Genomic DNA, 26,496 nt, shown 5'->3' on the forward strand with positions numbered 1-26,496 from the left:
GTTGTGATCAAATAGGATTTTTACAGAAAAGCAAACTGACAAGTTTGCTTTTTTTATGCCTTGAATTTGCTTCTTAAACTGAAAAGTGAATAGTGGAGAACAAAAAACACACAATTTTTTATACATTTTTTTCTAAAAACTAGATTATTAGTTATATACCCAAATAAGAAACGTATTTTATTTGCCGTTTTAGCCCGTTTCTCTCTCCATTTAATTCAAAAACCCTGTGTTAATCATTGTTAGCAAGATTAATTGGTTGTTAACTTTGTGTTCACTTTTTAGTTGTAGAATCCTCTCTCGGTTTCATTAAGAGTAAATGGATTCATTCTTTTTGGTTTGTAACTAAGCATTTTACGCCCAAAAGGATTTGATTTTTACCTTTTATCGGTAATTTTAAGGTTGACCCATTTATTTTTTGTGTTACTTTTAAGTTGGAAATGTAAAATAAATGTTATAACAACCTTGGGCGGAGGGAGCGAATGAGCTCACATCAATTTATAAAAAATGCCTTTAAGCTAAGTGCAATGTCACTTGGATTATATGGCTTTACAGCACAAGCTGCAGTTGATTGCAGTAATCTAGAAGTATGGCAACAAGGACAAACGCACGTTGGCGGTAGCCAAGTTCAGGCTAATAATAATGCCTATGAAGCCAAGTGGTGGACACAGTCAAACCCCGTGGAGAATTCTGGCACGGATCAAGAGTGGCGTTTTTTGGGAGCTTGTGACAGCGTTGTCACTGATAACCAAGCTCCTCTAGTCACTAGCTTAACACCTGCTGATGGTTCTTTATTTAATAGCGGTGACAGCGTTGTCATTGATGCGCAGGCGAGCGATGTTGATGGCAGTGTCGCCAGTGTTGAGTTTTTTGTTGATAATGTTTCGGTTGCCGTTGTGAGTGCACCACCGTATTCAACTAACTGGCAAGCGGTTGCTGGCAGCCATGTTATAAGTGCCGTTGCAACGGACGATTTAGGTTTAGCATCGACTGCTGTCGCTAACACGTTGAGTGTGTCGGGTGTTGTGGACCCAACAAATCAAGCACCCACAGCCAGCATTGAATTTAGTGCTGTACCCAATGAAATTACCGTTGGCTCAGAGCTTGTGTTTGCACTATCTGGCTCCGACAGTGATGGTCAAGTAACAGGACTTAGTTTGTCTGAAAATGGCACCGCTGTTCACCAAGCTAATACTGCATCTTCAAGCTATACATGGCAGGCTACCGCTTTAGGTCAAGTTACTTTCATGTTAACGGTGACAGATAACGAAGGTGCGACTGGCACAGCAACTAAAGTTGTTAATGTTGTTGAAGCAACCCCACCTGGTGCAGATTGTAAACCACAAGGCTTATATCAAACTCCAGGCGTAAATACGCCGTATTGTACTGTGTATGATGCAAATGGTCGTGAAAAAATGGGCGCAGATCACCCACGCCGTGTTATTGGCTACTTCACAAGCTGGCGGAATGGTGCAAATGGTCAACCTAGTTACTTAGTGAACGATATTCCATGGGATAAGATCACGCACATCAACTATGCATTTGCTCATGTTGATGCTAACAATAAGGTATCAATTGGCGACCCTAATGCACCTGGTAACCCTGCCACTAATATGACTTGGCCTGGTGTGTCGGGTGCAGAGATGGATCCAAGCTTTAGTTACTCAGGTCACTTCAATCTTCTCAACAAGTTTAAAAAACAACACCCAGATGTAAAAACACTGATTTCTGTTGGTGGTTGGGCCGAAACTGGTGGTTACTTTGGTGCTGATGGTACACGTGTTAATAGTGGTGGTTTTTACACCATGACAACGAATGCTGATGGTTCAATAAACCAAGCTGGTATTAACGCTTTCGCGAAAAGTGCCGTTGAGTTCATCGAAAAATATGGATTTGATGGTGTTGATATTGATTATGAATACCCTTCATCAATGAATGACTCGGGTCATCCGGATGATTTCCCAATTTCGAATGCACGCCGTGCGGGTCTAAATGCATCGTACCGTGTTCTTATGGAAAAACTTCGTGAAGAGCTTGATATTGCTGGTCAAAAAGCGGGTAAGCATTACTTACTAACAATTGCTTCTCCATCTTCAGGCTACTTGTTACGTGGTATGGAAACTTTCCAAAGTGTTAAGTACCTAGATTATGTGAACATTATGTCTTACGACTTACACGGTGCATGGAACTCACACGTGGGTCATAATGCTGCATTGTTTGATACAGGCCTTGATTCAGAGCTTGCGCAATGGGGTGTGTATACAACGGCAGAATTTGAAGGTATTGGTTACTTAAATACAGATTGGGCTGTGCGTTATTTCCGCGGTGCAGTATCTGCGGGTCGTATCAACATTGGTATTCCGTATTATACCCGTGGTTTCAAAGATGTATCTGGCGGTACAAATGGATTATGGGGACAAGCTGCACTGCCTGACCAATCTAAATGTGCTAAAGGAACCGGTGTTGGTGAGAAGAACAAATGTGGTAACGGTGCGTTAGGTATCGATAACCTGTGGCATGATAAAAATGACGCTGGTGAAGAAATGCCTGCTGGCTCAAACCCACTGTGGCATGCTAAAAATTTAGAAAACGGTATCAACCCGTCTTATCTTGAAATCTATGGTTTAACACCAAGTACAGATCCAAATGATGTATTAACAGGCACTTATACACGTCATTACGACAATGTGGCTGTGGCTCCATGGTTATGGAATGCAGATAAAAAAGTATTCTTATCAATTGAAGATGAGCAATCAATGGCAACCAAAGTTGATTACGTTATCAACAACGGCCTTGGTGGCATCATGTTCTGGGAGCTTGCTGGTGACTTTGATTATGACTCAGCAAAAGGTGAGTACTTCATGGGTTCAAGCCTAACGACACTTGCTTACAATAAGTTTAATCAAAGTGGTGTTGCGTATGACACGCATCAAGGTAACGTTAATTTCACTGTTCCGAGTGAAGCGGTTGATGTCAGCTTTACAGTGAAAGACTTCCCAATTGGTGATGATAACTACCCAATTTCGCCTACATTCTCATTCACAAACAATTCAAATATTGATTTAAGCGGTGCGAAAATCAGTTTTGATGTACCTGTATCAACATCAGCTATTTTCAAATCAAATTGGAATGCTCAAGAAAAACTGGGTATGGCTGTGGATGTGAATGGCTCGAATGCGGCTGGTAATAACATTGGTGGCTATGAAAATGAGTTCCATCGTTTTTCTATCACGCTTACAAATGAGTGGGGCGGTATCGAAAAAGCCTTCAATACAGGCCAAACCGTAAATGCCCAAGTGATGTATTACATGCCAATTACTGGCCCAAGTAACTTCACGATTGAAAAGGGCGGTAAAACATACGCGTTCAAATATGAGTACCCAATGCTACCAGATGCCGTTCCTGGCACGCCAAATTCAGGCACTGACACAGGCGGTAACACAGGTGGAAATGGTGCGACATGTGAAGGTATTGATGTAACAAGTATCCCTGTTTATCCAAACTGGCCGCAAACGGATTGGGCAGGTAACCCAACTCATGCTCTAGGCGGCGATCTTATGAATCACAACAATGTGGTTTACGAAGCAAAGTGGTGGACAAGCGCAGAGCCAGGCACAACAGCTGACTGGACAGTGAGTTGCACACTTTAACTCAATAAGCGGAGCAAGGAGATTGCTCCGCGTTTCTACAGCGAGAACACAACAATGAAAATTATTAAATCGAAGGCATTGTCTTTATCGGCAGTGGCAAGCACCATGTTGCTTGGCTTTGCATCAAGCCATGTAAATGCCCACGGATTTTTAGAAAGTCCTAAAGCACGTCAGGCGATTTGTAATGCTGATGGCGGTTATTGGTGGCCTGATGATGGCAGTGGTATTCCAAATCTAGCTTGTCGAGCAGCATTTGTTGAATCAGGACATGTACAGTTTGTACAAGATATTGAGTTTTCGGCGAATACCGCTGATTACACCAACATTGCCGCGGTAAAACAAAGTGTACCCGATGGGGCATTATGTGCCGCAGGAGATAGTGCAAAACGAGGTATGGATTTGCCTTCGCCGCATTGGCAACGCAGTGATGTTATTCCGAATGCGAATGGCGATATTTTAGTTCGCTTTTTAGCAAGTACACCACATAACCCTAGCTTCTGGGAGTTTTACTTAACAAAGCCAGGCTTTGATGGGGCAACGCAAGTTTTAACTTGGAATGACTTAGAGCTAGTTGCTGAATACGGCAACCTCGATTTTGTTATTGATGCAAACAATGATCGTTATTACGAAATGAGTGTCTCAATTCCTGCTGGTCGCAGCGGTGATGCAATCTTGTATACACGTTGGCAGCGTGAGGATGCCGGTGGTGAAGGTTTTTATAACTGTAGCGATATTACTATTGTTACTGACGCTGGGCCAACAGATTCAACAAACTGGTCTGCACTCAGTTACTTTGTTCGCCAAGGGCAAGATGCTGTTGTCGGTGGCAATGTTTCTGCGCGTTTGTTTGATGAAGCAGGGCAAGAGTTAGTGACTCAACAAATGCAAATAACCAGCGAAAATCAAGCGAATTGGCAGCAAGCCTTTGCTGAGTTACTCAACCTTAATTACAGTCACCTATTGCAAGTGGGTGTTCAAAGTAGTGATGGCAGTATTGCCTTTAATGCCAACGATGTACTAACAAATCAGGTGTTTGCAACTAATGCAAGCTACAGCTTTGCATTAAGTGTACAAGCTGCACCTGAAAACACAGCCCCCATTGTTCATCAACCCGATGATTTACAAGTTAATGAAAATAGCAGTACGAAAGTGCATTTGCATGCCTTTGATGATCAACAAAGCACATTAACGTATAGCTGGAATGTACCTGCACCGCTGAGTTTTACAGGTACTGGAGCTGATATCACCATCGTCGCGCCAGAGGTTAATGCCGATACTAGCTACACAGTGACAGCGTCGGTATCAGACGGTGAATTAACCACTCAAACACGTTTTGTTGTGAATGTGCTAGATACCAATACAACACCTACCGAACCAAGCGTACCTGCGTGGGACAGCATGCGCCAATATAACACGGGCGATCAAGTCAGTTTTGGCGGTGGCATATACAGTGCCAAATGGTGGAACCAAGGTGCACAGCCTGACAGCAGTGATGCATGGCAGCTTGAAGCGGGTACAGCATCTGAACAATGGACGAGTGGCAAAGCCTATCAGGGCAGTGCTGAAGTAACCTATCAAGGAAAGCGCTATCGCGCACAATGGTGGACTCAAGGTGATGTACCGAGTGAAAGCCAAGTATGGACAGAAATCTAAAGTTTTGTAGTTCAAACTTTTCAATACAGCGTAAAGCTTAATAAAAATAGATAAAGAGAGAATCATGAATATAAAACAACTAAGCGCAGCCATTGGTGTTGCATTATTCGCAAGTGCAGCAAGTGCTGCTCCTTCAACCCCTGTTCTTAATTGGGAGCCACAAGAATACTCATTTGTTGAGGTGAACTTAGAAGGGACAGGCTCATATAAAAGCCTTGTCAATCGTGTTGAACAAGTGACCATTAATGTACAGTGGAATGCATGGAGTGGTGATGGTGGCGACAGTTATAAAGTGTATTTTGACAATATGCTTGTAAACGAAGGTACGCTTGCAGCGGGTACTAAAAGTGGTGTAATTAGTTTTCCTTATAATAAAGCAGGTCGCCATACTATGTATGTCGAGCTTTGTGAAGGCGGCACGACTTGCGCGCGCAGTGAAGGCAAACCAATTGTTATTGCTGATACCGACGGCGCACATTTAGCGCCATTGCCTATGGATTATGATCCAAACAATAAAAATATTGGTACAAAGCAAGGGTTAGTCACTGGTGCTTACTTTGTTGAGTGGGGCATTTACGGTCGTGATTTCGATGTAACGAATATTCCTGCCCAAAACTTAACGCACATTTTATATGGCTTTATTCCAATTTGTGGTCCGAATGATTCACTGACCGGTGGGCCTAAAAATGCGTTAAATACCGCTTGTACTGGTTCGCAGGATTTTGAAGTGGTTATTCATGATCCATGGGCAGCTGTTCAAAAAGCACTACCGGGTGTTGATGCTAATGATCCAATCCGTGGTACATATTCACAGCTAATGGCACTAAAACAGCGTTATCCTGATTTAAAAATCTTACCATCAGTGGGTGGTTGGACGTTATCAGACCCATTCGCGTATTTCACTAACAAGGCAAATCGTGACACCTTCGTCGCCTCGATGAAAGAGTTCTTAAAAACGTGGAAATTCTACGATGGTGTTGATATCGACTGGGAATTCCCAGGTGGTGACGGCGCAAACCCTAATCTAGGTGACCCTGTCGCTGATGGTCCTGCATATGTTGCATTGATGCAAGAGCTTCGCATCATGCTTGATGAGCTAGAAGCTGAAACTGGCCGTCAATATGAGCTTACTTCTGCAATTGGTGCTGGCTACGATAAAATTGAAGATGTTGATTATCAAGCCGCGAGCCAGTACATGGATTACATCTTTGCCATGACGTATGACTTCTATGGCGCGTGGAGTGGTGTAACAGGTCACCAAACAGCACTTTATTGTGGTACGCATTTCCGCCCTGGTCAATGTGATGGTACGGGTGTAGATGCTGGTGGCGTTCCTTATCAAGGCCCTGCTTACACAACCGATAACGCAATTCAATTACTGCTTGCGCAAAATGTTCCATCGAAGAAAATTGTTGTTGGTACAGCAATGTATGGCCGTGGTTGGGAAGGTGTTTACCCTGCGGGCACAACCATTGATGGTAATCCAATGACAGCAACAGGATCGGGTCCATTAAAAGGCAGTAACGCACAAGGTGTGTGGGAAGATGGTGTAATCGATTATAAAGGCATTAAAGCACACATGATTGGTGCATCGGGTACGGGTATAAACGGCTTTGAAGTTGGTTATGATGAACAAGCAAAAGGCGCGTATGTTTGGAATCGTTCTACCGGTAAACTCATCACATATGATAGCCCTGCGTCAGTTATCGCAAAAGGTAACTATGTTAACCAACATAACCTAGGTGGTTTATTTGCATGGGAAATTGATGCGGATAACGGTGATATCCTTAATGCAATGCATGAAGGTTTAGGTGGTACCGTTACTGAGCCGACTAACAAAGCACCCGTTGTCTCTGTGTCAGGCTCGGTGACAGTGAATGCGGGTGAAACTGTCTCAATCAGTGCATCAGCAACAGATGCTGATAACGACCCTCTAAGCTTTAGCTGGACTGCCGATAATGCACTTACTGTATCAGGAGCAAATACAAATACACTTGCTATTACAGCACCATCGGTCACTGTTGACACGCGATACATTGCAACAGTAACAGTCACTGATGGCAAAGCAAGTGTAAGCCGTAACGTGACAGTTAATGTCGTTGCGCCTGGTACTGGTGGAAACTCAGCGCCTGTTGTTGCAGCTATTACTGACAAAACAGTTGCCGAAGAGGCAAGCGTAGCCGTCTCAGTTTCTGCAACAGATGCAGATAACGATGCCCTTACTTATAATTGGACTGTACCTGCCGGCCTTACATTAGTGGGTTCTGGTGCAAATGTGAGTTTGCAAGCGGCCAGTGTTACTGCGGATACAACCTACCCTGTATCGGTTGAGGTAAGCGATGGTCAAGCAGCTACATCAGTCAGCTTCAACGTGACAGTGACAGACTCAGGTACGACTAATCCTCCTGGTAATACAACATGGGATGAAACTGCCATTTATGTGGGTGGTGATACTGTGATGTACAACGGTGTTTTATATACTGCTAAATGGTGGACACAAGGTGATCGTCCAGATCTAGGTGGCGTATGGGAAGCTAGTTCACAGCCTACAGATGCAAATGGTGGTGTTATTTGGCAAGCAGCAGGCACTTACAACAGCGGCGACCAAGTGACTCACCAAGGTACTCAATACGAAGCGAAGTGGTGGACTCAAGGAGACGAGCCAGGCAGCGCTGATGTATGGAAAGCACTTTAAGTGTTTTTTAGCCACATTTGAATGCGTTTCATGATAATGTGATTTCCCTCTAAAGCAGCCGTAAGGCTGCTTTTTTCATGTTTGGACGTTTATTTTGGTCTTTTACTTACTATCAACCATACTTTGGTAATGATTAACCATAGCCGCTGATAAGTATATTGATGAAGTTAAAAGTGTGTCTTCTGCTTTGTTCGATTTTGCTTTTTAAAAAAGCGCTTGGTTGTGAACGCACGTTAAAGGTTGGAATATCTCAGCAATGGGCACCTTATGTGCTTATTCGTGATAAAACGTTTTCTGGTATTGATATCCAGATCACTGAGTTTGTATTAAGTAAATCTGGGTTTTGCACACAATTTGTTTCACTCCCGTCTTCAAAGCGTGGCTTTGCTGAACTGCGGTCAGGTAAAGTAGACCTACTTCCCGCCGCAAGTTTTAGTGAGGAACGTGCTCGTTTTAGCTACTTTTCAGAGCCTTATAGAAAAGAGGTGATGCGGTTATTTTGGTATCCCAAAAAAGAATATGCGGCACTTAGTCTGAAAGGATTATTACTTAAAGGTCAGGTTATTTTAATCAACAGTGGTAGCTACTACGGTGAAGAGTTTACAGCGCTTAGCCGAATAAAAATGTTTAAAAATCAAATTATGGCGGTGCCTAAATTGCAACAACGTTTAGGAATGCTACAAGCTAATAGAGTCGATTTTTTTATAGATGATGAGCTTGCCGGTCTTTATCTCATAGGGTCGCTTAAGTTAAAAGGAATTGCGCTTCATGACTATATTATTAACGATAATTGGGTGTCGTTTATGCTTAGTAAAACAACCTTAACAGAGCCTGAGCGTACTAGAATAAACAATACCATCATCACACACCAACAAAGCATCACAGGTTTGATAGCTGAGCATGTTAGAAGCTTTAGCCAAGACGAGTAACACGCAGCTTTATGCGCCCTGCATTTGCCCCATAAAAGCGGTTAAGGTCGTTTGCAAATGGGCAAAATTCACCTGATTTTGCTATACGGATATCGGCACCTTCTGCGATTTCGAAAAGGTGATCATCGTTGTTATCAATCGCGCCAATGAGTGCAAACCATTGTGCGTGCGCTAAACGTCGAAATGGCTCGAGTAATGCCATCGGAATTTCTTTCACGCCCAGCTGTATATTATCGCGATGCCAGCCGCCTGGGCCGCAACTAATACCGTCGTCATACCAAATTTGATCAGGGTAAGGTGTAAAGCGGTAAGTGCCACCTAGCTCTAACATGACACCTGTGTGATTGTATTTTTCAGAACCATACACTAAAACATCCTTGCTTTGGCCAATACTAAGCACAGTCATATTTTGCTTATCAAGCGCAATGTGTTGGCATAACCCCTTAAATTTTAGCAGGTTGCCATCGTTATAAAGTACGTTATAGGTTAGGCTTTTGAGTGACTCAGGACGATAGCTTGTTAAGCGGTTGATTCTATGTGCGACAGTGTGGTGAATAGTTGGCGGGTGGTCGCTTTGTTCGTTTTCAATAAGTACACAGCATTCACGATCAACGAGTTTGAATAACGGATTGAACCAAAAATAGTTTTGTTGATGACTGAGTGCTAGTGGGTCGGGCGTAACGGTGACATCGTCTTGTGCAATTAAGTTTCGATGCGCTTGTGGAAGTAACGTGTTGTAGTTGATGTCTGCGCTGGTTAAAAGGTTTAGTGCAACTGTTTGTTCAATTAGCCACTCAATCGCATATCGTAGGCAAATGTCGGCTAAACCGTCACGATAGTAACCACCGCCTACATCGGAATGGGCACCAGCGAACCAAATTTCTTCAACATGGGGCGCTTTATTAATAAGCGTTGGTTCAAAAGCTCTGCGTTTTTCATCAAGTGCAACACAGTGAAGGGCGGCTTTAATATTTGTTGCTAAAGTATAGTTTTCAAAAATCACATGCTCAGCACCACGGGTTGCTTTTGTGACTTTAGAAAACCCTATCGATGCCACAGTATCAAATACACACAAGTAAACATCATCACTAATAAGTGGTTCAAGGCATTTAGCAAAACGCCGTGCTAACGCTGCGCCACGACTAAACCCTGTGAGTAGTACTTTATCGCCAACAGTGTAATAGCTTTTAAAGTCATTAATGGCGCGATTTAAAATACTGGCAACATCATCCCCTCTAGGGGCTAAAGCTTGATTGAAAAGGCGTTTAAAACGACTGCCTTGGGTGCCTATACCTTGATAATAAAAACTAATTTGATCAGGAAATGGGGTTTCTGGCTCATTATTTAGTGTGCCGCCAAATAATAAGTGAAGTTTAAGTATGTTAGAGATACTAGCGTCTTCTTTAAAATGCGCTGCACTAAATTGCTCTGCATCACGAGGTTCGCTGCCAGTGCCATCAAAGTTGAAAATCAGCGTTTTGGGGGTCATAGCGTCATTCCTTTAGTGGTTTGTCATAACATACAAGGCATTTGTTAAAATTTGAAGACAAATTATGCGCGATGGTTATTTTTTATTGGTTTTAGTTTTTGGTGTGCTTTAATGAGCTTGGGCAAGAGGATTTAAAACTTATGCCCAAAGCTTATTTTGAAGAGCGATTTAATTAAGCGTGAGTATGACTGTAAAGGATGCCACAACCAATTAAGATAAGTGCTATACCGCCAATGGCTTCGGCTTTTTTGCCAACCCAGCCACTCATTACATTGCCAAGTAGTGAGCCAATTGTCACCATGATGGTCGTCGCAAGACCTATCATTGCTGCCGCTAAGTAAATGTTTACTTTCATGAAAGCAAGGCTAATACCAACTGTCATCGCGTCTATGCTGGTACCAACAGCCGTTAGTAATGTCGCAATAAAAGAGCGCTTGGTATTGGGGGCTAGTTCCTCTTCGTCATCCTCTTTACGGCTTTCAAGCAACATGTGAACGCCAAGACCAACGAGTAGTACAAACGCAATCCAATGATCAAACGCTTCCACGTAGTCAGCACCGGCACTACCGATAAGCCAACCAATAATCGGCGCTATAGCTTCAATACAGCCAAACAATAAACCAAGCTTGATTGCACTGAGAATACGCGGGTTTTTAAGTGTACTGCCTTTGGTGATAGAAGCCGCAAAAGCATCGGTAGACATTGCAAGCGATAAAACGCTCAGAGTAATAATATTCAATTTTTGCGCCCCACAAAAAGAGCGCATTATACGCTTATGAGCCGTAAACCGATAGGTTAATTTTACGGCTCAATAGTGCCTATTTGGTTTAGTGAAGCTTCATCTTAGGCCTTACCACCCGCAGCACTTTTTCACTGATCCACAATGCAAAGGTTTTAGCGCTGCCGTGAATCGCACGTTGATGCATACGGTAGAGCGAAATATACATAAAGCGCGCAATTTTTCCTTCAATGAAAAAGCTATTACTGGTTAAGTTACCCATTAAGCTACCGACCGTGCTGTAGCGTGACAAGTTGACTAAAGAACCATGGTCACTGTAGGTAAAGGCACTCAGTGGCTGGTTTTTAAGTGTGGCAATGAGGTTTTTTTCAACACATTGCGCCATTTGATGAGCCGATTGCGCTCTTGGTGGCACTTGTGAGCCATCTTCTTGGGTAAATGCACAGCAATCACCAATCACAAAAATGTCGTTGTTAACACTACTTTGCAGGTATTGATTTACCTTAATTTGGTTATTGCGAGTGAGTTCAAAAATACCAATGTCTTTAATGAAATCAGGGGCTTTTACACCCGCGGCCCAAACCATAATATCGGCGTTGATATGTTCATCGTGTTTGGTGATAAAGCTGTTCTCTGTGGCCTCTTTTACTTGGGTACCTTCGCGTACTGTCACCCCTAATTTAACCAGCTCGCGTTTAGCCGAGTTCGCAATGCGCTCGGGCAATGCAGGTAAAATACGTGGCCCCGCCTCGATTAAATCAATGTGTAAGCGTTTGGCGGTCATTTTATTAAGGCCATACATTTTTAGCATATCTGACACATGATAAAGCTCAGCCGACAGCTCAACCCCCGTTGCACCACCCCCAACTATGGCAATAGTTAACGAATGCTGTTGGTCGTCATCTTGATGTAAACGGGTGAAGTTATCGAGTAGAGCGTGCTGAAAGCGTTCAGCTTGTTGGTTTGAGTCAAGGTAAAAACAGTGCTTGTTGACTCCAGGCGTGTTGAAGTCGTTGCTGACACTGCCTATGGCAAGTACGAGGTAGTCATAGCTGACTTGGCGCTCAGGTAAAATGCGGTGGCCAAGCTCGTCTTTTAACTCGCTTAGGGTAATGGTTTTATTGCTTTGATCTAAGTGGCAAAAGCTGCCGAGTTGAAAATTATAATGGTGTTTTGCTGCATGAGCTGAGTATACAACGCCGTCTAAATCGGCATCAATCGACCCCGTCGCTACTTCATGAAGTAACGGCTTCCAAATATGGCTGCGGTTTTTATCGATTAAAAGTATCTCTGCTTGGCGTTTTTTTCCGAGTTTGTGTCCTAATTGTGTTGCTAGCTCTAAGCCACCAGCGCCACCACCGATAATCACGATTTTAGGAGGTTGGTTAATCATTACGTTGCCCTCAAAAGTATAATACCTAAACACTCTTGATAAAAAGCGCTTAGGTATTGCAAATCCATCCATCAATACCCCACGGCAACGGCTCTATTGTGCGCCTTTTTGCTTGTTTTGTCAGCAAAAGTTAAGAACAATGTGGCGCTTTTTATCCTATTTAGGTGCTTGGGCGATAACAGGAAACGCGATAGTATGGTGCATCAGTTTTTTAAACACCTATCATTTCAGAATAAAGGAAATGAACGAAGGGATCAGGATGACTACGTCACTACATGCATCGCTAAATCAGTACTTTGGCTTTAATGAATTTCGCCTAGGTCAGCAACAAACCATTGAGCAGTTATTAAACCAGCAATCATCGTTGGCTATCTTCCCAACTGGCTCGGGAAAGTCGTTGTGTTATCAATTAACAGCGATGCATTTACCTAATTTGACCTTAGTAGTGTCGCCATTATTGGCACTGATGAAAGATCAAATTAGCTTTTTAAACAGTAAAGGCATCTATGCGGCAAGCCTAGATTCAAGCCAAACCTCTGAGCAAAGCCATACGGTAATGAGTGATGTGCGCGCAGGGAAGGTGAAAATTTTAATGGTCTCAGTGGAGCGCTTTAAGAATGAGCGCTTTCGTGAATTTATTAAACAAGTGCCTATTTCAATGCTGGTGGTTGATGAAGCGCACTGTATATCTGAATGGGGCCACAACTTTAGGCCAGACTACTTAAAGCTGCCGCGCTATCGTGAAGATCTTAATATTCCGCTGGTATTGTTACTCACCGCTACCGCTACCAAAAAAGTAAAGCGCGATATGTGTGAGCGCTTTGCCATTGCCCTTGAATGTGTAGTGCAAACTGGCTTTTACCGAAGTAATCTCGATTTATCAGTGCTTAGTGTCGCAAGCCAAGAAAAGCCTCAGCAATTAGCAAGTATTATAGCCAGCCAACAAGGGGCTGGGATTGTTTATGTCACCTTACAGCATACCGCCGAGCAAGTAGCCGAAGGCTTGAGGGGAGCCGGATTTAATGCGGTGGCTTATCATGCAGGCCTTGAGGATGATAAACGCTGGCAAATTCAAGATGATTTTATGGCGGGTAAAATCAATGTTGTCGTGGCAACCATTGCTTTTGGGATGGGTGTTGATAAGTCTGATATTCGTTTTGTGATCCACTATGATTTGCCAAAATCGATTGAGAATTATAGCCAAGAGATTGGCCGCGCAGGGCGAGATGGTGCGCCATCAAACTGTTTTACCCTAGCAAACTTAGATGGCTTAAATACCGTTGAAAACTTTGTTTATGCCGACACGCCAGAGCAAAGTGGGATTGAGTATGTCATTAATAACATTCGTAACGAGCAAACTAATAACCAGTGGGAAATGCAAGAGTACAGCCTTTCGAGCGACAGTAATATTCGTGCTTTAGCGTTAAAAACCTTACTGGTGCAGTTAGAAATGCAAGGGGCTATTACACCTTTATATGCCTATTACGCTGACTTTAAATATAAGTTTTTAACGGATCAAAATGCGCTGCTTAGCCAGTTTGATGCTGATCGCCAAGCGTTTTTACAACAGGTATTTAAACACACTGAGTTTAAGAAAATTTGGGGCACATTAAATTTTGATGCGCTAACCCGTGCCACTCAAGTTGACAGAAAACGTGTGGTTGCTGCGCTTGATTATTTGGCCGAAAAGGGTCATATCGCTCTTGAAACTAAACGTATTACGCAAGTGTATGAAGTGAATAATGCGGTTATTAACCATGCTGATTTAGCACAGCAACTTCATCAATACTTTATCGAAAAAGAACAGGCCGAAATTAAGCGTATCGCCACTTTAGTGCGCTTTTTTGAGTTAGATAGCTGCTTAAGTTACAACTTAGCCCGCTATTTTGATGACCAACATGCACCCCAGCAATGTGGCCATTGCTCAGTGTGTAGAGGCCAGCAGGTAAAACTTAGTTATTCATTAGTGCATCAAATGCCTGAGCAAAATGTGATTGCCAGTAAAGTTGCTGAGCTTAAACAGCACCTAGCAAATAAAGGGTTTAGTGATGTCAGCGTTGACACACAGTGCCGCTTTTTAGCGGGCATGAGTGTACCTTTATTTACTCGTAATAAAGTTAGGCAGCTATCAGGCTTTGGCCTTTGCGAACAGCAACGATACAGTGACATTAAAGCCTTGCTACAGCAGTTGTAGCAGGGTTTTAGGTATTCAGTTATGACACTAAAAAGTGTCATAACTGTAAACTTAGCCAATTTGAATACTGGTAGTAGGGTAGGTCAAAGGTTGGCTACTTTGTCTTGCAAAACAATATGCAAACGTGAGTGGGCCAACTCGACCTATCAACATCAGCAGTATGATAATGAGCTGACTAGGTGCGCTTAAATCACCCGTAATACCCCGCGAAAGGCCAACGGTACTGAGTGCTGAAATCGCCTCAAAGGTGATATCCAGTAACGAGCCTTGTTCAAGCTTGGTAATAACCATAATACTAATAAAGGCGATAAATAAGTACAGTATCATGACACTTAATGCCTTGATCACGAGTTTGTCGCTCAACTGGCGGTTAAAAACCGTGACTGTTGTTTGCTGTTTTAAATAACTGCGCATCGCTAAAATTAAGATCACAAAGGTTCCTAGTTTTATACCACTAGCCGTACTAACTGAGCCACCGCCAATCACCATAAGCAGCATGGTTAGTAGCGTAGAATCTTGGCTTAAGGCATCAATCGGTAAAGTATTAAATCCTGCCGTACGAGGTGTCACTGCTTGAAACCATGCGGTCAGTATTTGCTCTGACGTTGATAGCGGCGCTAATGTCGCGGGGTTTGCGTGTTCAAATAAAAAGATGAGTAAAAATGCGGTACTATTGATCACTAAAGTCGCAATTAATACTAGGCGTGTATTGGTTGATAGTGATGACCAACGTTTTTGTTTGTAAATATCAATTAGTACCGTAAACCCTAAACCACCGATAATAAATAAGCCTGTGATTACTAAGTTTACGGTCACATCCCCTTTGAACGCAGATAAGCTATCGCCACTTAAGGCAAAGCCAGCATTATTAAACGCAGAAATCGTATAAAACAAACTGTGGTAAGCACTTTTTACTAAGCCATAATCATCAAACCAACTGATAAATAATAAGAAAAACGCCACGGATTCAATAATTAATGAATAGACTAAAACGTATTTAGCGACCTTGATCACCGAGGTTAAATCGTTAGTGTCAAAAGCGCGACTGGCCAATAAGCGCTGTTGTAAACCGAGGGTTTTTCCTAAACTTAATATTGAAATCACTGCCACTGTCATAAAGCCAATACCGCCAATTTGAATCAGCAGCATCACTATGCTTTGTCCAAATACTGTCAGTGCAGTACCCGTATCTATTACCACCAGTCCTGTAACTGTGACCGCAGAGGTTGCTGTAAATAGTGCGTCAAGCCAGCTAATCGGTTCGGTGCTGGCTACAGGGAGCATGAGTAAACTCGTCCCCAGCATGATTAGTACAATAAAGCCGATAGTGAGCACTAATGGCGGGTTAATTTTTTGCCGCTTGCGACACTTTACACCGCTAAATTGTTTAGGATAAACGTTGGCTTGCCAGTTAATCATAATGCACGAAACCGTTTTGCTAGTTTAGTTAAATAAGTTTTAGAGCCAAGTAGCACCAGACTATCGCCGTGGCGCAGCTCGGTGTCATTAGTCAGCTCAGTATTGAAATAATCATCACGTCGAAGTGTGAGCGGTTTAATATCGCTATTACGCTCTTTGAGTAGCCAGCCAATTTTGCGACCTGAAAGTTGTAGATCTATGCCCAGCTCAACAATAAACGTGGACTGGTTAAGCGGGAAATATTGATTAACCATTGGGTAGTTAAGCGCTTGTGCAACTCTTACGCCCATTTCCTCTTCAGGGTGAATGATGCGGTCAACACCCAGTTTACTCAGAATTTGATGATGGCTTTTGGTACATGCTTTTACCCAAATTTGTTTTACGCCTAAGTTTTTTAAGTGCAATACACATAAAATACTGGCTTCAATATTCTCGCCTATGGCGACTAATACCGCTTGGCAACTGGGTAAATCGAGCCGCGCTAATTGTGTTTCATCGCTGGCATCAACCACCACAGTAAAACTGAGCTGGTCGGCATAGTGGTTAACTGTGCTTTCACTAATATCTGCGGCACATACCGTGTGCCCTTGTTTTGAAAGTTCTAAACAGGCGGTTACGCCAAAACGTCCTAATCCGATTACTGCAAACTGAGCCATTGTTTTTCTCGCTATTGTGGGTTCACACTTAATGCTAATGGCAAAAAAGAAGAAGTCTTTAGACATGGCAGAAGTTTTATAAAGATTTTATGCCGAGATAAAAAAACTTTATAAAAACTTTATAGTGACAAAATTGAAAACCCTTTAATCTAATAGGGACAAACAATAAGTGAAAAGATCATGCAGTCAGTATTCAAAATACAGTATTTAAAAGCCGCATTTTTAAGTGTGTTGATGCCACTTGTGGTGGTACTCACGATTTTTCCGTTTCGAGAACTGTTTACAACCACTGATATTGTGATGTTACAGCTGCTGTGGGTGACCTGGGTTGCGGTGCGAAGTAATCGTCGTGTGGCTGCGCTTACCACCTTAGTGAGTGTTGCCTGCACTGACTGGTTCTATGTGGTGCCGTATTTTACTTTTCATATCGAAAATATTGAATATGTGGTTACCTTTTTGGTGATGCTGATTGTGGGTTTAGTAATAAGCCACCTAGCCGGTGAGCTCAATACCAAGGTTCGCGATGTGCAAGCCCATGCAAGTAATAGTCGTTTGTTGTATGAACTAGCTAAAAAGCTCAATGATCTCGATAGCCTTGAGGAGCAAAAGCAGCTGTTTTTAACGACCATGGCTGCGCACTTAAAGGTTGCGTGTGACTGGCAGCTAACAGGCTCTAGGCAGTTTATTTATTTAAACGAACAACAAGTTGAATTTGGCGGTATTGCATTTGCTAAAGCGCTTAATGCTGAGCAACTTGCTTTGGCGAATACAGCATGCTCTTTACTATATCAGGTTCAAGAAAAAACCTTATTGCGTGAGCAATCCGCGGCGATCAAAGTACAGGCGGAGCTAGAAAGGTCAAAAAACACCTTATTGCGTAGTTTATCCCATGACTTGCGTACGCCATTAGCAACTATAATGGGCGCATCGAGCATGTTGGCTGATGATGATATTCAACTAAGCTCAGAGGTTATCAAAGAGCAAGCAGCTAATATTTATGAGCAAAGTAAAATTCTTAATCAGCACTTTGATAAAGTCATGGAGCTCAGTAAAGTTAATAAATTAGCTGAGAATATCAACTGGCAAAAGCTGCCTATTTTGACTCTTGTTAGCGAAGCAAAATCACGTCGCCAGCAGCAATTACAATGCTTTAAATTGAACATTGAGGCTCAGCCAAACAGTCTCTGCTTTGGTGATGAAACCTTACTTGAAATTGCCTTTGCCAATATGCTCGAGAACGCAGCGCGCTATGGTAATGGCACAGCAAGCATGCAATTTATTGAAACAGATAGTGAGTACCGAATTGTGTTAACCAATCCTTTTGCTAATAAGCATGAGGCGAGTCAAGATGAAGGAGTCGGCTTAGGGAGTGTGATCTGTGATGTGGTTGCTAAGTGTCATCAAGGGCGCTTTGAATTAACTCTCAATGAGCAAACAAAGCAGGCGACAGCTATATTAACTTGGAGTAACAGCCGTGGCTAATATTTTGGTTTTAGAGGACTCTGCGCCTCTGCAAAGTTTTTTAAAAACACTGCTAAAAGCCAGCAATCATGAAGTCAGTGTGTGCGCTAAAGGGCTTGATGCATTTGCACTTTTAAGCCAACAACAGTTTGATTTAGTGCTACTTGATTTAGGTTTACTTGATATGGATGGGCAAGATTGGCTGGTGGAGTTTAGGCAGTGGAGTCTGCTCCCTGTATTAGTACTTTCTGCACGCGATGGCGAAACAGAAAAAGTCACCGCGCTTGATAATGGCGCTAACGATTATCTGACCAAACCATTCAGTGCAAACGAATTATTAGCGCGTATTCGGGTGCTATTGCGCGCACAAACAACACCAAGCCTAACTCTGCAATGCGGCGATATTCACATCGACCCACATAAGCACGTGGTCCGTAAAGGCGCTGAAGAAGTTAAACTAACTAAAAAAGAGTACGCTATATTGCTGTTGTTATTTCAGCAAAAAGACAAGGTGCTAACACATAACGCTATTTTATCTGAGGTGTGGGGTGAGCAGTATATTAATCGCCCTGAATATGTACGTGTACACATTGGTCAATTACGGCAAAAGCTCGAGCAAAATGCAGCGAGCCCAAAGCATATCTTAACTGAGCCCTCGGTGGGTTACCGCTTAGTTGAATAAATTATCGCTTAACAACGCTTTAAGTTGTGTTTGTCACAGACCTTAGGTACTGTTTTAGTAAATAAAATAATAAAGTGGAAGTCTTTTCATTGGCTATGCATCAAAATACTGGGCAAGGCATTAGTTCACTGTCGAATACCCAGCTTGAAGACGTGATTGCAGAAATTGAGCAGGCTATTGATTGGCATCAATCATGGTATAAAAATTTGTTAAGATGCTTAATTGCAGATACTCCCGCAAATGAACAAGACTTAAGCGATAATGCTCATAACCTCTGTCGCTTTGGGCAATGGTTTAGTAAGCTTCCCGAGCAGACCCTAAACCTTCATTCTTATTTTTCAGAAATCGCTTGTGCACACCAAAAAATGCATCAAGGTGCCAAGGTCCTGTTATCGTTAAAAGAAACTAAGTCTGCTATTACTGTCAATCTATTGGATCAGTTTCATGCCGATTTAGATAGGCTACATGAATTATTTGAGACCCTTATTGATGAGTTCTCTGAATTGCTGCACACCCGAGACCCTTTAACGGGAGCGTTGAATCGAACGAATTTAGAAGAAAACCTGCAAAAAGAGCATGAGCTTTGCAAACGTAAATCGCTTAGCTGCGCGCTGATAATGATCGACCTTGATCACTTTAAGCAAGTGAACGACGAGTTTGGCCATGCTGCGGGCGATAAGGTGTTAATCGCGCTTGTTAAATGCATTAAATCTCATCTAAGAGAGTACGACCAATTGTATCGTTATGGCGGCGAAGAGTTTTTAGTCTGTTTACCCCAAACCGAGCTTGAAGGTGCCAAGTCATTTTCTGAGCGATTAAGAGCTGGGGTTGCTGCTTTAAAAATCGAAATTGATAATGATAAACACATTAATGTAACAGGCTCATTTGGTGTTTCGTTAGTAAATGCTAATGATGATATCGAAACAGCAATCGAAAGGGCCGATCAAGCCATGTATCAAGCTAAAAAGTCTGGCCGCAATCGAGTGTGTGAAGCTTGATTGGTAGCTTTGGAGCTTTATTTTATTGAACAGGGAAAAAGTGACAGTATACAAACTGTCACTGCACATGAGGTCAGTCGTATTTCGTTTCTAAATCGTTTGCTGTGTGATAACTTTCATGAGTTTTTAGCTGCTCTAAATAACGTTTGATTTCAGGGAAGTGCGCAAGCAGACCTGCCTCATCAGCTTTTTCTACAACAAATGACATCATAAAGTCAGCCCCAGTCAGTGTGTCATCAACTAAGTACTGTTTACCTTTTAGTTGTTGATTCACATAGCTCAGTATTTTACCAATTTCATTATCAGCATAGTCACCTATAAAGTTGGTTTTACAACCATCTTTTGTAATAAAGAGCTTTAATAAAAAAGGCACCATTGCAGAACTTTCGGCAAAGTGAAGCCATTGCTGGTAACTAACGTAGCTATCAGATTGTGGTTCTGGCATGTATTTGCCTTTACCATACGTTGTTATTAAATAATCGGTAATGGCACCCGATTCGGTAATAACTTTGCCATTATCTTCAATTACAGGGGCCTTACCTAGTGGGTGAATTTCTTTTAGCTCATCAGGGGCTAAAAACGTTTCGGGGTTGCGCTGATAAGCAACAAGGTCGTAGTCAATGCCTAGCTCTTCTAAAAGCCAAATAATACGCTTTGAACGCGATTTATTTAAGTGATGAAGTTTAATCATAAGTTATCCTTTTGTGGGCGTGGTTTTACTACGCCCACATAATTTGAATGGATCAGTATTACAGTGGCTTTTGTACTTGAACAACCGTTTTACCGAAGTTTTCACCGTTTAACATAGCGTTAAAGGCATCAAGTGTATTTTCAAAATCAGCTTCTAGGTGCTCTTTGTATTTAATTTTCCCTTCTTTTAGCCATTGCTGCATATCTTTTGCAAACTCGTCATAGCGATCCCCGTAATCATCAAAAATAATAAAGCCTTGTACCTTAATACGTTTTCTTAAAATCAAGCCCATCAGCATCGATAAACGATCAGGCCCAGGTGGTAATTCAGTTGCATTGTACTGTGATACTAAACCACACAAGGGCACACGCGCTTTTGTATTGAGTAAAGGCAGCACTGCATCAAGAACATGACCACCGACATTTTCATAATAAACATCAATGCCTTGGTCACAAGCGGCTTTTAGTTGCTCATCGAAGTCGTCAGCTTTATGATCAATACATGCGTCAAAGCCTAAGTGTTCTACAGCGTGTTGGCATTTTTCCTTACCGCCTGCTACACCGACAACCTTACAGCCTTTAATTTTGGCGATTTGACCTACAGTTGCACCAACTGGCCCCGTTGCTGCCGCCACAACGACCGTTTCGCCCGCTTTTGGTTCACCAATATCCAGTAATCCCATATAGGCGGTAAACCCTGGCATGCCTAAAATTCCGAGCGCGTAAGAAGGGTTGTCTGGGTTTTCACCTAGTTTCATTAGCCCTTCAGTATTACTAATCGCATATTCTTGCCAGCCTGTGTAAGCCAATACCCATTCACCGACTTTATAATCGGGATGCGCTGATTGCTCAACCTGACAGATGGTTGCACCAACCATTACATCGCCAATTGCAACAGGATCTGCATAAGACTCCGCATCGCTCATGCGGCCTCGCATATAAGGGTCAAGAGATAAATAAATCGTTCTTAACAATACTTCACCCTCTTTAGGTGATGATACTGAGTTTGTCTTTAACGCAACGTTACTTTTCGTTGCAGGGCCATTCGGGCGTGACTCGAGAATATATTGACGGTTTTGAAGATCAGACATGCTTAGCTCCTATGACTTAGCTTTTAATTCTGTGTAATAAAGAGGTGCGGGCACGCCAATAGAAATCAATGATTAAATTGTTACCAAGTAGGGAATGTTAATTGCAGTTAAGCAACAATCCATTTTGCACCACGTATTATTACGGTGTATGCTGAAAAAATATTCAGCTGATCAAAAAGGATTGATATGAAAGGTATTTCTTTAATAATAATGGCGCTTGTTATGGGGCTTACTGCAACCAATGCACAAGCGAATTCAGGGACTTTGTCGGTTGATCCTACTTTGCCAGCAGGAAGTGCATTTGCGTTTGAAAATGATGCAAGGCGATACCCAAAAGAAAGTGAATTCAGCATTGTTCATAGCGTGTTGATGAGCAGTGAAAGTGGCAGGCGTTTAGCGGTTGTCACCGTTGAGAATAAAGCGTCAGGCTCGCGTATTTTACAAGCTGATCATATTATGGCTTTGTTTGCTGATGGCTCAAGAATACACCCATCCTCTTTCAGTGGCGGTGTTAAGCTTGATAACGGAGAAAAACGTTCGTTAACGCTGTCTTTTGGTGAAAATGAATATCCAATTTTAGCTGTATACACCAGTTTAGATAATTAAAAGGACGATTATGAGACTTCACACACTTATTGCTGTGACTAGCTTTTTATGCACGCCGCTTGCATTGGCAATTGATAGCCAGGACTTTGTGAAAGATAACGTGTTCACTCAAGGTGTTGAAGGGCCAACCATGTACAACGATACCTTATATGCAGTGAATTATGCTGAGCAGGGTACTATTGGACGTGTTGATAACATGGGTAAGTCATCATTGTTTGTGCGTTTACCAAATGACAGCGTTGGTAATGGCTTGCAATTTGATGAACAAGGTAACCTCTATATTGCTGATTATGTTAACCACAATATTTTAAAAGTACCTGCTAATACTCATCAAGTCGAAGTGTTTGCACATAACGCTAAAATGAATCAGCCAAATGACATTAGTATCACTAAAAGTGGGGCATTGTTTGCAAGTGATCCGAACTGGTCAAAGAGTACAGGCCAGTTGTGGCGCATTAATACCGATGGCAGCACTGAGCTTCTTGAAAAAAATATGGGCACAACCAATGGCGTGGCTGTGAACGGTGACAATACTAAACTTTACGTAAATGAAAGTGTGCAGCGTGTGGTTTGGCAATATGATCTTGACGATGAGCTAAACATCAGTAACAAACAAGAGCTGATACGCTTTGACGACCATGGTCTTGATGGCATGCGAGTAAACAGTGAAGGTCAAATTTTCATTACTCGTTATGGCGCGGGCAAAGTGCTTAAAGTATCACCCAAAGGCAAGGTGTTAAAAACTTATAAACTAAAAGGCCAACACCCAACTAATCTAACATTTAATGAGTCACAAACTAAAATGTATGTGACTATGCAAAAACGTGGCGCTATCGAAGTGATAGAACTTTAGCCTTGCTTTGCTCGCGTAATGGCGGCTGTTATTGCCGCTTTCGCTTGCGGGCTATTTTGCCAACACGTTGAATGCAGCATCGACGCGACTCGCTCCGCAATTGTGTTTGCATCAAACCCTGCTAACTCCTCAAACGATTCAATACCAATTTCTTCAAACCGTTTTACAACCGTTGGCCCAACGCCTTTTAGTGCTAATAAAGCATCTCGTTCTTGATCGTTAAATGGCATGATGTTTCTCGCTATATATTTCCTTTTGTAGGTACTTTGCCACAGTCATCTTTGCTTTAAAATAAGTCGGCGAAAAAAAGCGCACCGGGCAGGGTGCGCTTGTGGGGATCAATCCTGTGTAGCTAAAACAGTAGGATTAATTAGAAGCTTGGAGAATACCTAAGTGATACACCCACCGAGCGGCCAATCACACTGTAATCACTCACGGTGTTAAAGTGGTTTGCGCCTACCTCAGGTGTTGGCGGTTCACGGTCTAATAAGTTATCGACACCAAAGTTAACCGCAAGTTCCTCATTAACTTGCCAAGCCGCAGCAAAATCTAAGTAGTTCTGCGCTGAAATAGTTTCTGAGCGGTCAACAGCGTACTCAACTTCGCCGATTCTGCGCCAGCCAAGCTGGAAGTTCATATCGTCTAACTGCCAATCAATGCTTGCACGGTGTTTGTAATCTGCTTGCAAAATACTCGCAAAGTCACCAGAACATGCGCTGCCGTAAGTGCCTTTACAGTCAATTTCTGGCACTGTACTGTTGTTTTGGCGAGTTTGTTTTGTAACAAAGTTACCTTGATACGAGAACCTGAAACGACCACCCATTTGCTCTGGTGCATCAATCACGTAGTTGGCTGCAACGTCGATACCTTCTTGTTCAATCGCGGCTAGGTTAAAGTCGTTCACGATCGCTGTACTAATAAAGCCTGTATTCGGATCGCGAAGTACCGCACCACACAATGGATTGTTCGGATTCGGATCGTCAATATAACAGCTTTGTAGTGCTGCGCCTGGTTGAATTTGGCTTACAGCATCGGTGACACGGATACTGTAATAGTCAACGGACAAATCAAAACCGTCTATATAACTTGGCGTGTATACAATGCCGAGTGTATCTGACTCTGCTTGTTCTGGTTTGATATTCGGGTTGCCCCCGTAGGTATACTCAGCGGTGCTTGAATCGAACTGTGTACCAACAGCAGGTGCGCCAAAGGCTGCACATTGTGTTGCATCACCTATGCCTAATAAGCAAGGATCGCCGTTATAGCGCCCAGCGAGACGAGGTACAAATTGGTCACTGTTTTGATCGAATAACGATAATGAAAGTGCTGTAATTGGGCTGGCAAATTCACCTAAGTTAGGTGCTCTAAATGCTGTTAAGCGGTTTGCACGAATACGAATATCACTATTAATTGCCCAGTTGATACCTAGTTTGTAGGTGTCTTCTGCTTCTGTGTTTGAATAATCAGAAATACGGTACGCACCTTCAAAGCTAAGCTCTTCAGCAAAAGGTTGGTCAACTAAAATTGGCACTAAAATTTCGGCATAGAACTCTTCAGAACTAAAGCTTGCATCCATATCGAACGCGCTGATTGAAGCAAAGCTGGTGCCGTTTCTAAAAGCATCGCCTGGTGTTTGTTTACCAGTTTCTTTACGGTATTCATAACCAATTGCAAAATCAATAGCACCGGCTGGTAACTCGAATAGGAACCCAGAATCACCCGATAAGGTTGCTGATATCACACTTTGTGTACGGTCGCGGGTGGTATAAAGCAAGGGATCGCTAAAGTCACTAAAATCATGGTTCGGATCAAAAATATCCACGGAGTTTGCCAATGCAGCAAAGCGGCTGTTGCCATTGTTATCATTACGGTAAGCGTTGTTGTAAATAGTCGCCACTTCATCGGTTTTGCCGTATTGACCGTATACATCGTAGCGTAAGTAGTCGGTAATATCGCCTTTTAAACCCAATTGAAATTGCATTGAGTCACGCACTGCTTTGGTGTGTTGAACACCCAAACCTAAATTACGTTCAACATTAACAAGGGCATTGCCTTCACTGTCAAATGTTAGTTGGTCACGAAGCTCATCAGGGATATAAGCATTGTCTTGTGAAAGAGTCACTTGCTCATTAACAAAAATAGGTGTTTGACCACTCGCTCCCGCACCATTAACGGTTACTTTTGAGTACATAGCTCGACCATAAGCGATTGCACTGTCGCTTACGTCAACATCAAATAGTAACCCAGCAGAGAAACGATCCATTGGCTGTGTTAAGTAGCGGTGAGGAGTAAAATCAGAGGTTTGGCGTTCATTTGTTACAGCACCTGCATCGGTAATTGCAAGGCTATTGCCAGAAGCTACGTCAGTGTAGTAACCACCGCTATTAATTAAAGGTGTCGAGTTTTCAAGTGCATAATCACGTTCACCCGCTAATAACTCCTTACGCTCTGTGTAACCTAAATAACCGGTAATGTGGCCACGGCCATCAGCAATATCGCCACCAAAAATCGCCTCGAAATTTAGTTTTTCGTTACCGCCATCAGCACTTTCATAGCTGGTTGAAAACTCCGCACCAGTAAAATCATCATCTAAAACGAAGTTGACAACACCAGCCACTGCATCGGCACCGTAAACGGCCGCAGCTCCGCCAGTTAATACATCAACGCGTTTAATTAATCCGGCAGGAATGGTATTTACGTCAACCGAGTTACGAAAACTAAATGGTACGGCGCGAGTACCGTCAATAAGTACCAATGTTCGGTTTTGACCTAGGCCGCGTAAATCAATAGTTGATGAGCCAAATGAGTCACCAACTGTTGCCCCCGTACTGTTTGCACCCGCCGCAGCTTGCGGCAGCTTTGCTGTGATATCTTCTACGTTTACTGCGCGGTCGAGATGGATTTGCGCTTCGTCAACACTGACGACAGGGCTGCTAGAGGCAAGCTCTGCACGTTGGATACGCGACCCTGTTACAGTGATTACTTCTGGCTTTTTTACTTGTTCTGCTTCTTCTGCATGGGCTACGCCGATAATTGAACTTACTGCGATCGCAAGTGGCGAGAGCAGTAAAAGCGAGCGCGTTGTGGATGTTGTCTTTGCTTTCATGTTGATTCCCTAGCGTTTTATCATTTAAATCAACGCTGGTTGGCTTATTACCTAGACCATTTAGTTAATTTAATGAGTCATACTTTTTGTTATGATGCGTTCCGTGTTCTCCTTTTGGGGAGTTCACTCGTACAGTTTTAAAGCAATTTAAAAATCTTTGCAATAATTATTCTTTGAATCTATTATTTTAAAATA

General features: G+C 42.6%; 19 protein-coding genes. 10 read left to right on the top strand and 9 right to left on the bottom strand.

Annotated features, from left to right (window positions below; all coding sequences use genetic code 11):
* Window positions 1-479: 479 nt before the first annotated feature.
* The 4 genes from L3V41_RS08520 to L3V41_RS08535 all read left to right on the top strand — a co-directional run bounded on the left by L3V41_RS08520 (window position 480) and on the right by L3V41_RS08535 (window position 8,924).
* Window positions 480-3,647, top strand: a complete 3,168-nt coding sequence (locus L3V41_RS08520) for a glycosyl hydrolase family 18 protein (protein ID WP_237127551.1) — start codon at window positions 480-482, stop codon at window positions 3,645-3,647.
* Between the two features lie 54 nt (window positions 3,648-3,701).
* Window positions 3,702-5,300 carry a lytic polysaccharide monooxygenase gene (locus L3V41_RS08525; RefSeq protein WP_237127552.1) on the top strand — a complete coding sequence of 533 codons (1,599 nt, stop codon included), beginning with the start codon at window positions 3,702-3,704 and terminating at the stop codon, window positions 5,298-5,300.
* Between the two features lie 64 nt (window positions 5,301-5,364).
* Window positions 5,365-7,995, top strand: coding sequence for a glycosyl hydrolase family 18 protein (locus tag L3V41_RS08530; RefSeq protein WP_237127553.1), 2,631 nt, complete (start codon window positions 5,365-5,367; stop codon window positions 7,993-7,995).
* A 161-nt stretch (window positions 7,996-8,156) separates the two neighbouring features.
* A complete protein-coding gene (locus L3V41_RS08535; protein WP_237127554.1) occupies window positions 8,157-8,924 on the top strand; it encodes a transporter substrate-binding domain-containing protein in 768 nt (255 codons plus the stop codon).
* Here L3V41_RS08535 and L3V41_RS08540 read toward each other — a convergent pair.
* The 3 genes from L3V41_RS08540 to L3V41_RS08550 form a co-directional block, all read right to left on the bottom strand.
* Window positions 8,908-10,413 (bottom strand): DUF2235 domain-containing protein, encoded by a 1,506-nt coding sequence (locus tag L3V41_RS08540; protein WP_237127555.1) that lies wholly within the window; start codon window positions 10,411-10,413, stop codon window positions 8,908-8,910. The genes L3V41_RS08535 and L3V41_RS08540 overlap by 17 nt on opposite strands.
* A gap of 172 nt (window positions 10,414-10,585) precedes the next feature.
* Entirely contained in the window at window positions 10,586-11,152 is a 567-nt protein-coding gene (locus L3V41_RS08545; RefSeq protein ID WP_237115469.1) for a manganese efflux pump MntP family protein, read from the bottom strand.
* A gap of 88 nt (window positions 11,153-11,240) precedes the next feature.
* A complete protein-coding gene (locus L3V41_RS08550) occupies window positions 11,241-12,545 on the bottom strand; it encodes an NAD(P)/FAD-dependent oxidoreductase (protein ID WP_237127556.1) in 1,305 nt (434 codons plus the stop codon).
* A gap of 259 nt (window positions 12,546-12,804) precedes the next feature.
* Between L3V41_RS08550 and L3V41_RS08555 the strand changes: the two genes are divergently transcribed.
* Window positions 12,805-14,739, top strand: a complete 1,935-nt coding sequence (locus tag L3V41_RS08555; RefSeq protein ID WP_237115467.1) for a RecQ family ATP-dependent DNA helicase — start codon at window positions 12,805-12,807, stop codon at window positions 14,737-14,739.
* A 51-nt stretch (window positions 14,740-14,790) separates the two neighbouring features.
* On the opposite strand, the gene L3V41_RS08560 is transcribed toward L3V41_RS08555, so the two are convergent.
* Together L3V41_RS08560 and L3V41_RS08565 are read right to left on the bottom strand one after the other, a co-directional pair.
* Window positions 14,791-16,158 carry a TrkH family potassium uptake protein gene (locus L3V41_RS08560; protein ID WP_237127557.1) on the bottom strand — a complete coding sequence of 456 codons (1,368 nt, stop codon included), beginning with the start codon at window positions 16,156-16,158 and terminating at the stop codon, window positions 14,791-14,793.
* Entirely contained in the window at window positions 16,155-16,814 is a 660-nt protein-coding gene (locus L3V41_RS08565; RefSeq protein WP_054553462.1) for a TrkA family potassium uptake protein, read from the bottom strand. Before L3V41_RS08565 ends, L3V41_RS08560 begins: the two co-directional genes overlap by 4 nt.
* Window positions 16,815-16,994: 180 nt before the next feature.
* Between L3V41_RS08565 and L3V41_RS08570 the strand changes: the two genes are divergently transcribed.
* The 3 genes from L3V41_RS08570 to L3V41_RS08580 all read left to right on the top strand — a co-directional run bounded on the left by L3V41_RS08570 (window position 16,995) and on the right by L3V41_RS08580 (window position 19,955).
* The gene (locus L3V41_RS08570) at window positions 16,995-18,296 is read left to right on the top strand and encodes a DUF4118 domain-containing protein (protein WP_237127558.1); all 1,302 of its coding nucleotides are present in this window, start codon (window positions 16,995-16,997) and stop codon (window positions 18,294-18,296) included.
* Window positions 18,289-18,957, top strand: coding sequence for a response regulator transcription factor (locus L3V41_RS08575; RefSeq protein ID WP_237127559.1), 669 nt, complete (start codon window positions 18,289-18,291; stop codon window positions 18,955-18,957). The genes L3V41_RS08570 and L3V41_RS08575 overlap by 8 nt, the downstream gene beginning before the upstream one ends.
* Before the next feature lie 95 nt (window positions 18,958-19,052).
* On the top strand, window positions 19,053-19,955 hold the full coding sequence (locus L3V41_RS08580; RefSeq protein ID WP_237127603.1) for a diguanylate cyclase: 903 nt from the start codon (window positions 19,053-19,055) through the stop codon (window positions 19,953-19,955).
* Window positions 19,956-20,028: 73 nt separating this feature from the next.
* On the opposite strand, the gene L3V41_RS08585 is transcribed toward L3V41_RS08580, so the two are convergent.
* Window positions 20,029-20,646 carry a glutathione S-transferase gene (locus L3V41_RS08585; RefSeq protein WP_237127560.1) on the bottom strand — a complete coding sequence of 206 codons (618 nt, stop codon included), beginning with the start codon at window positions 20,644-20,646 and terminating at the stop codon, window positions 20,029-20,031.
* A gap of 58 nt (window positions 20,647-20,704) precedes the next feature.
* Window positions 20,705-21,736, bottom strand: a complete 1,032-nt coding sequence (locus L3V41_RS08590) for an NADP-dependent oxidoreductase (protein WP_062567736.1) — start codon at window positions 21,734-21,736, stop codon at window positions 20,705-20,707.
* Between the two features lie 186 nt (window positions 21,737-21,922).
* Here L3V41_RS08590 and L3V41_RS08595 point away from each other — a divergent pair, with 186 nt between their 5' ends.
* Together L3V41_RS08595 and L3V41_RS08600 are read left to right on the top strand one after the other, a co-directional pair.
* Window positions 21,923-22,342, top strand: coding sequence for a hypothetical protein (locus L3V41_RS08595; RefSeq protein WP_237127561.1), 420 nt, complete (start codon window positions 21,923-21,925; stop codon window positions 22,340-22,342).
* Window positions 22,343-22,352: 10 nt separating this feature from the next.
* Entirely contained in the window at window positions 22,353-23,195 is an 843-nt protein-coding gene (locus L3V41_RS08600) for an SMP-30/gluconolactonase/LRE family protein (RefSeq protein ID WP_157066161.1), read from the top strand.
* Here the strand turns inward: L3V41_RS08600 and L3V41_RS08605 are convergent.
* The gene (locus tag L3V41_RS08605; protein WP_237127562.1) at window positions 23,192-23,425 is read right to left on the bottom strand and encodes a helix-hairpin-helix domain-containing protein; all 234 of its coding nucleotides are present in this window, start codon (window positions 23,423-23,425) and stop codon (window positions 23,192-23,194) included. The two genes, L3V41_RS08600 and L3V41_RS08605, sit on opposite strands and share 4 nt — an antisense overlap.
* Window positions 23,426-23,565: 140 nt before the next feature.
* Window positions 23,566-26,301, bottom strand: a complete 2,736-nt coding sequence (locus L3V41_RS08610; RefSeq protein ID WP_237127563.1) for a TonB-dependent receptor — start codon at window positions 26,299-26,301, stop codon at window positions 23,566-23,568.
* Between the last annotated feature and the right edge of the window lie 195 nt (window positions 26,302-26,496).

It is taken from the genome of Pseudoalteromonas sp. L21 (genome assembly GCF_021728035.1).
Taxonomy (GTDB): Bacteria; Pseudomonadota; Gammaproteobacteria; order Enterobacterales; family Alteromonadaceae; genus Pseudoalteromonas; species Pseudoalteromonas arabiensis.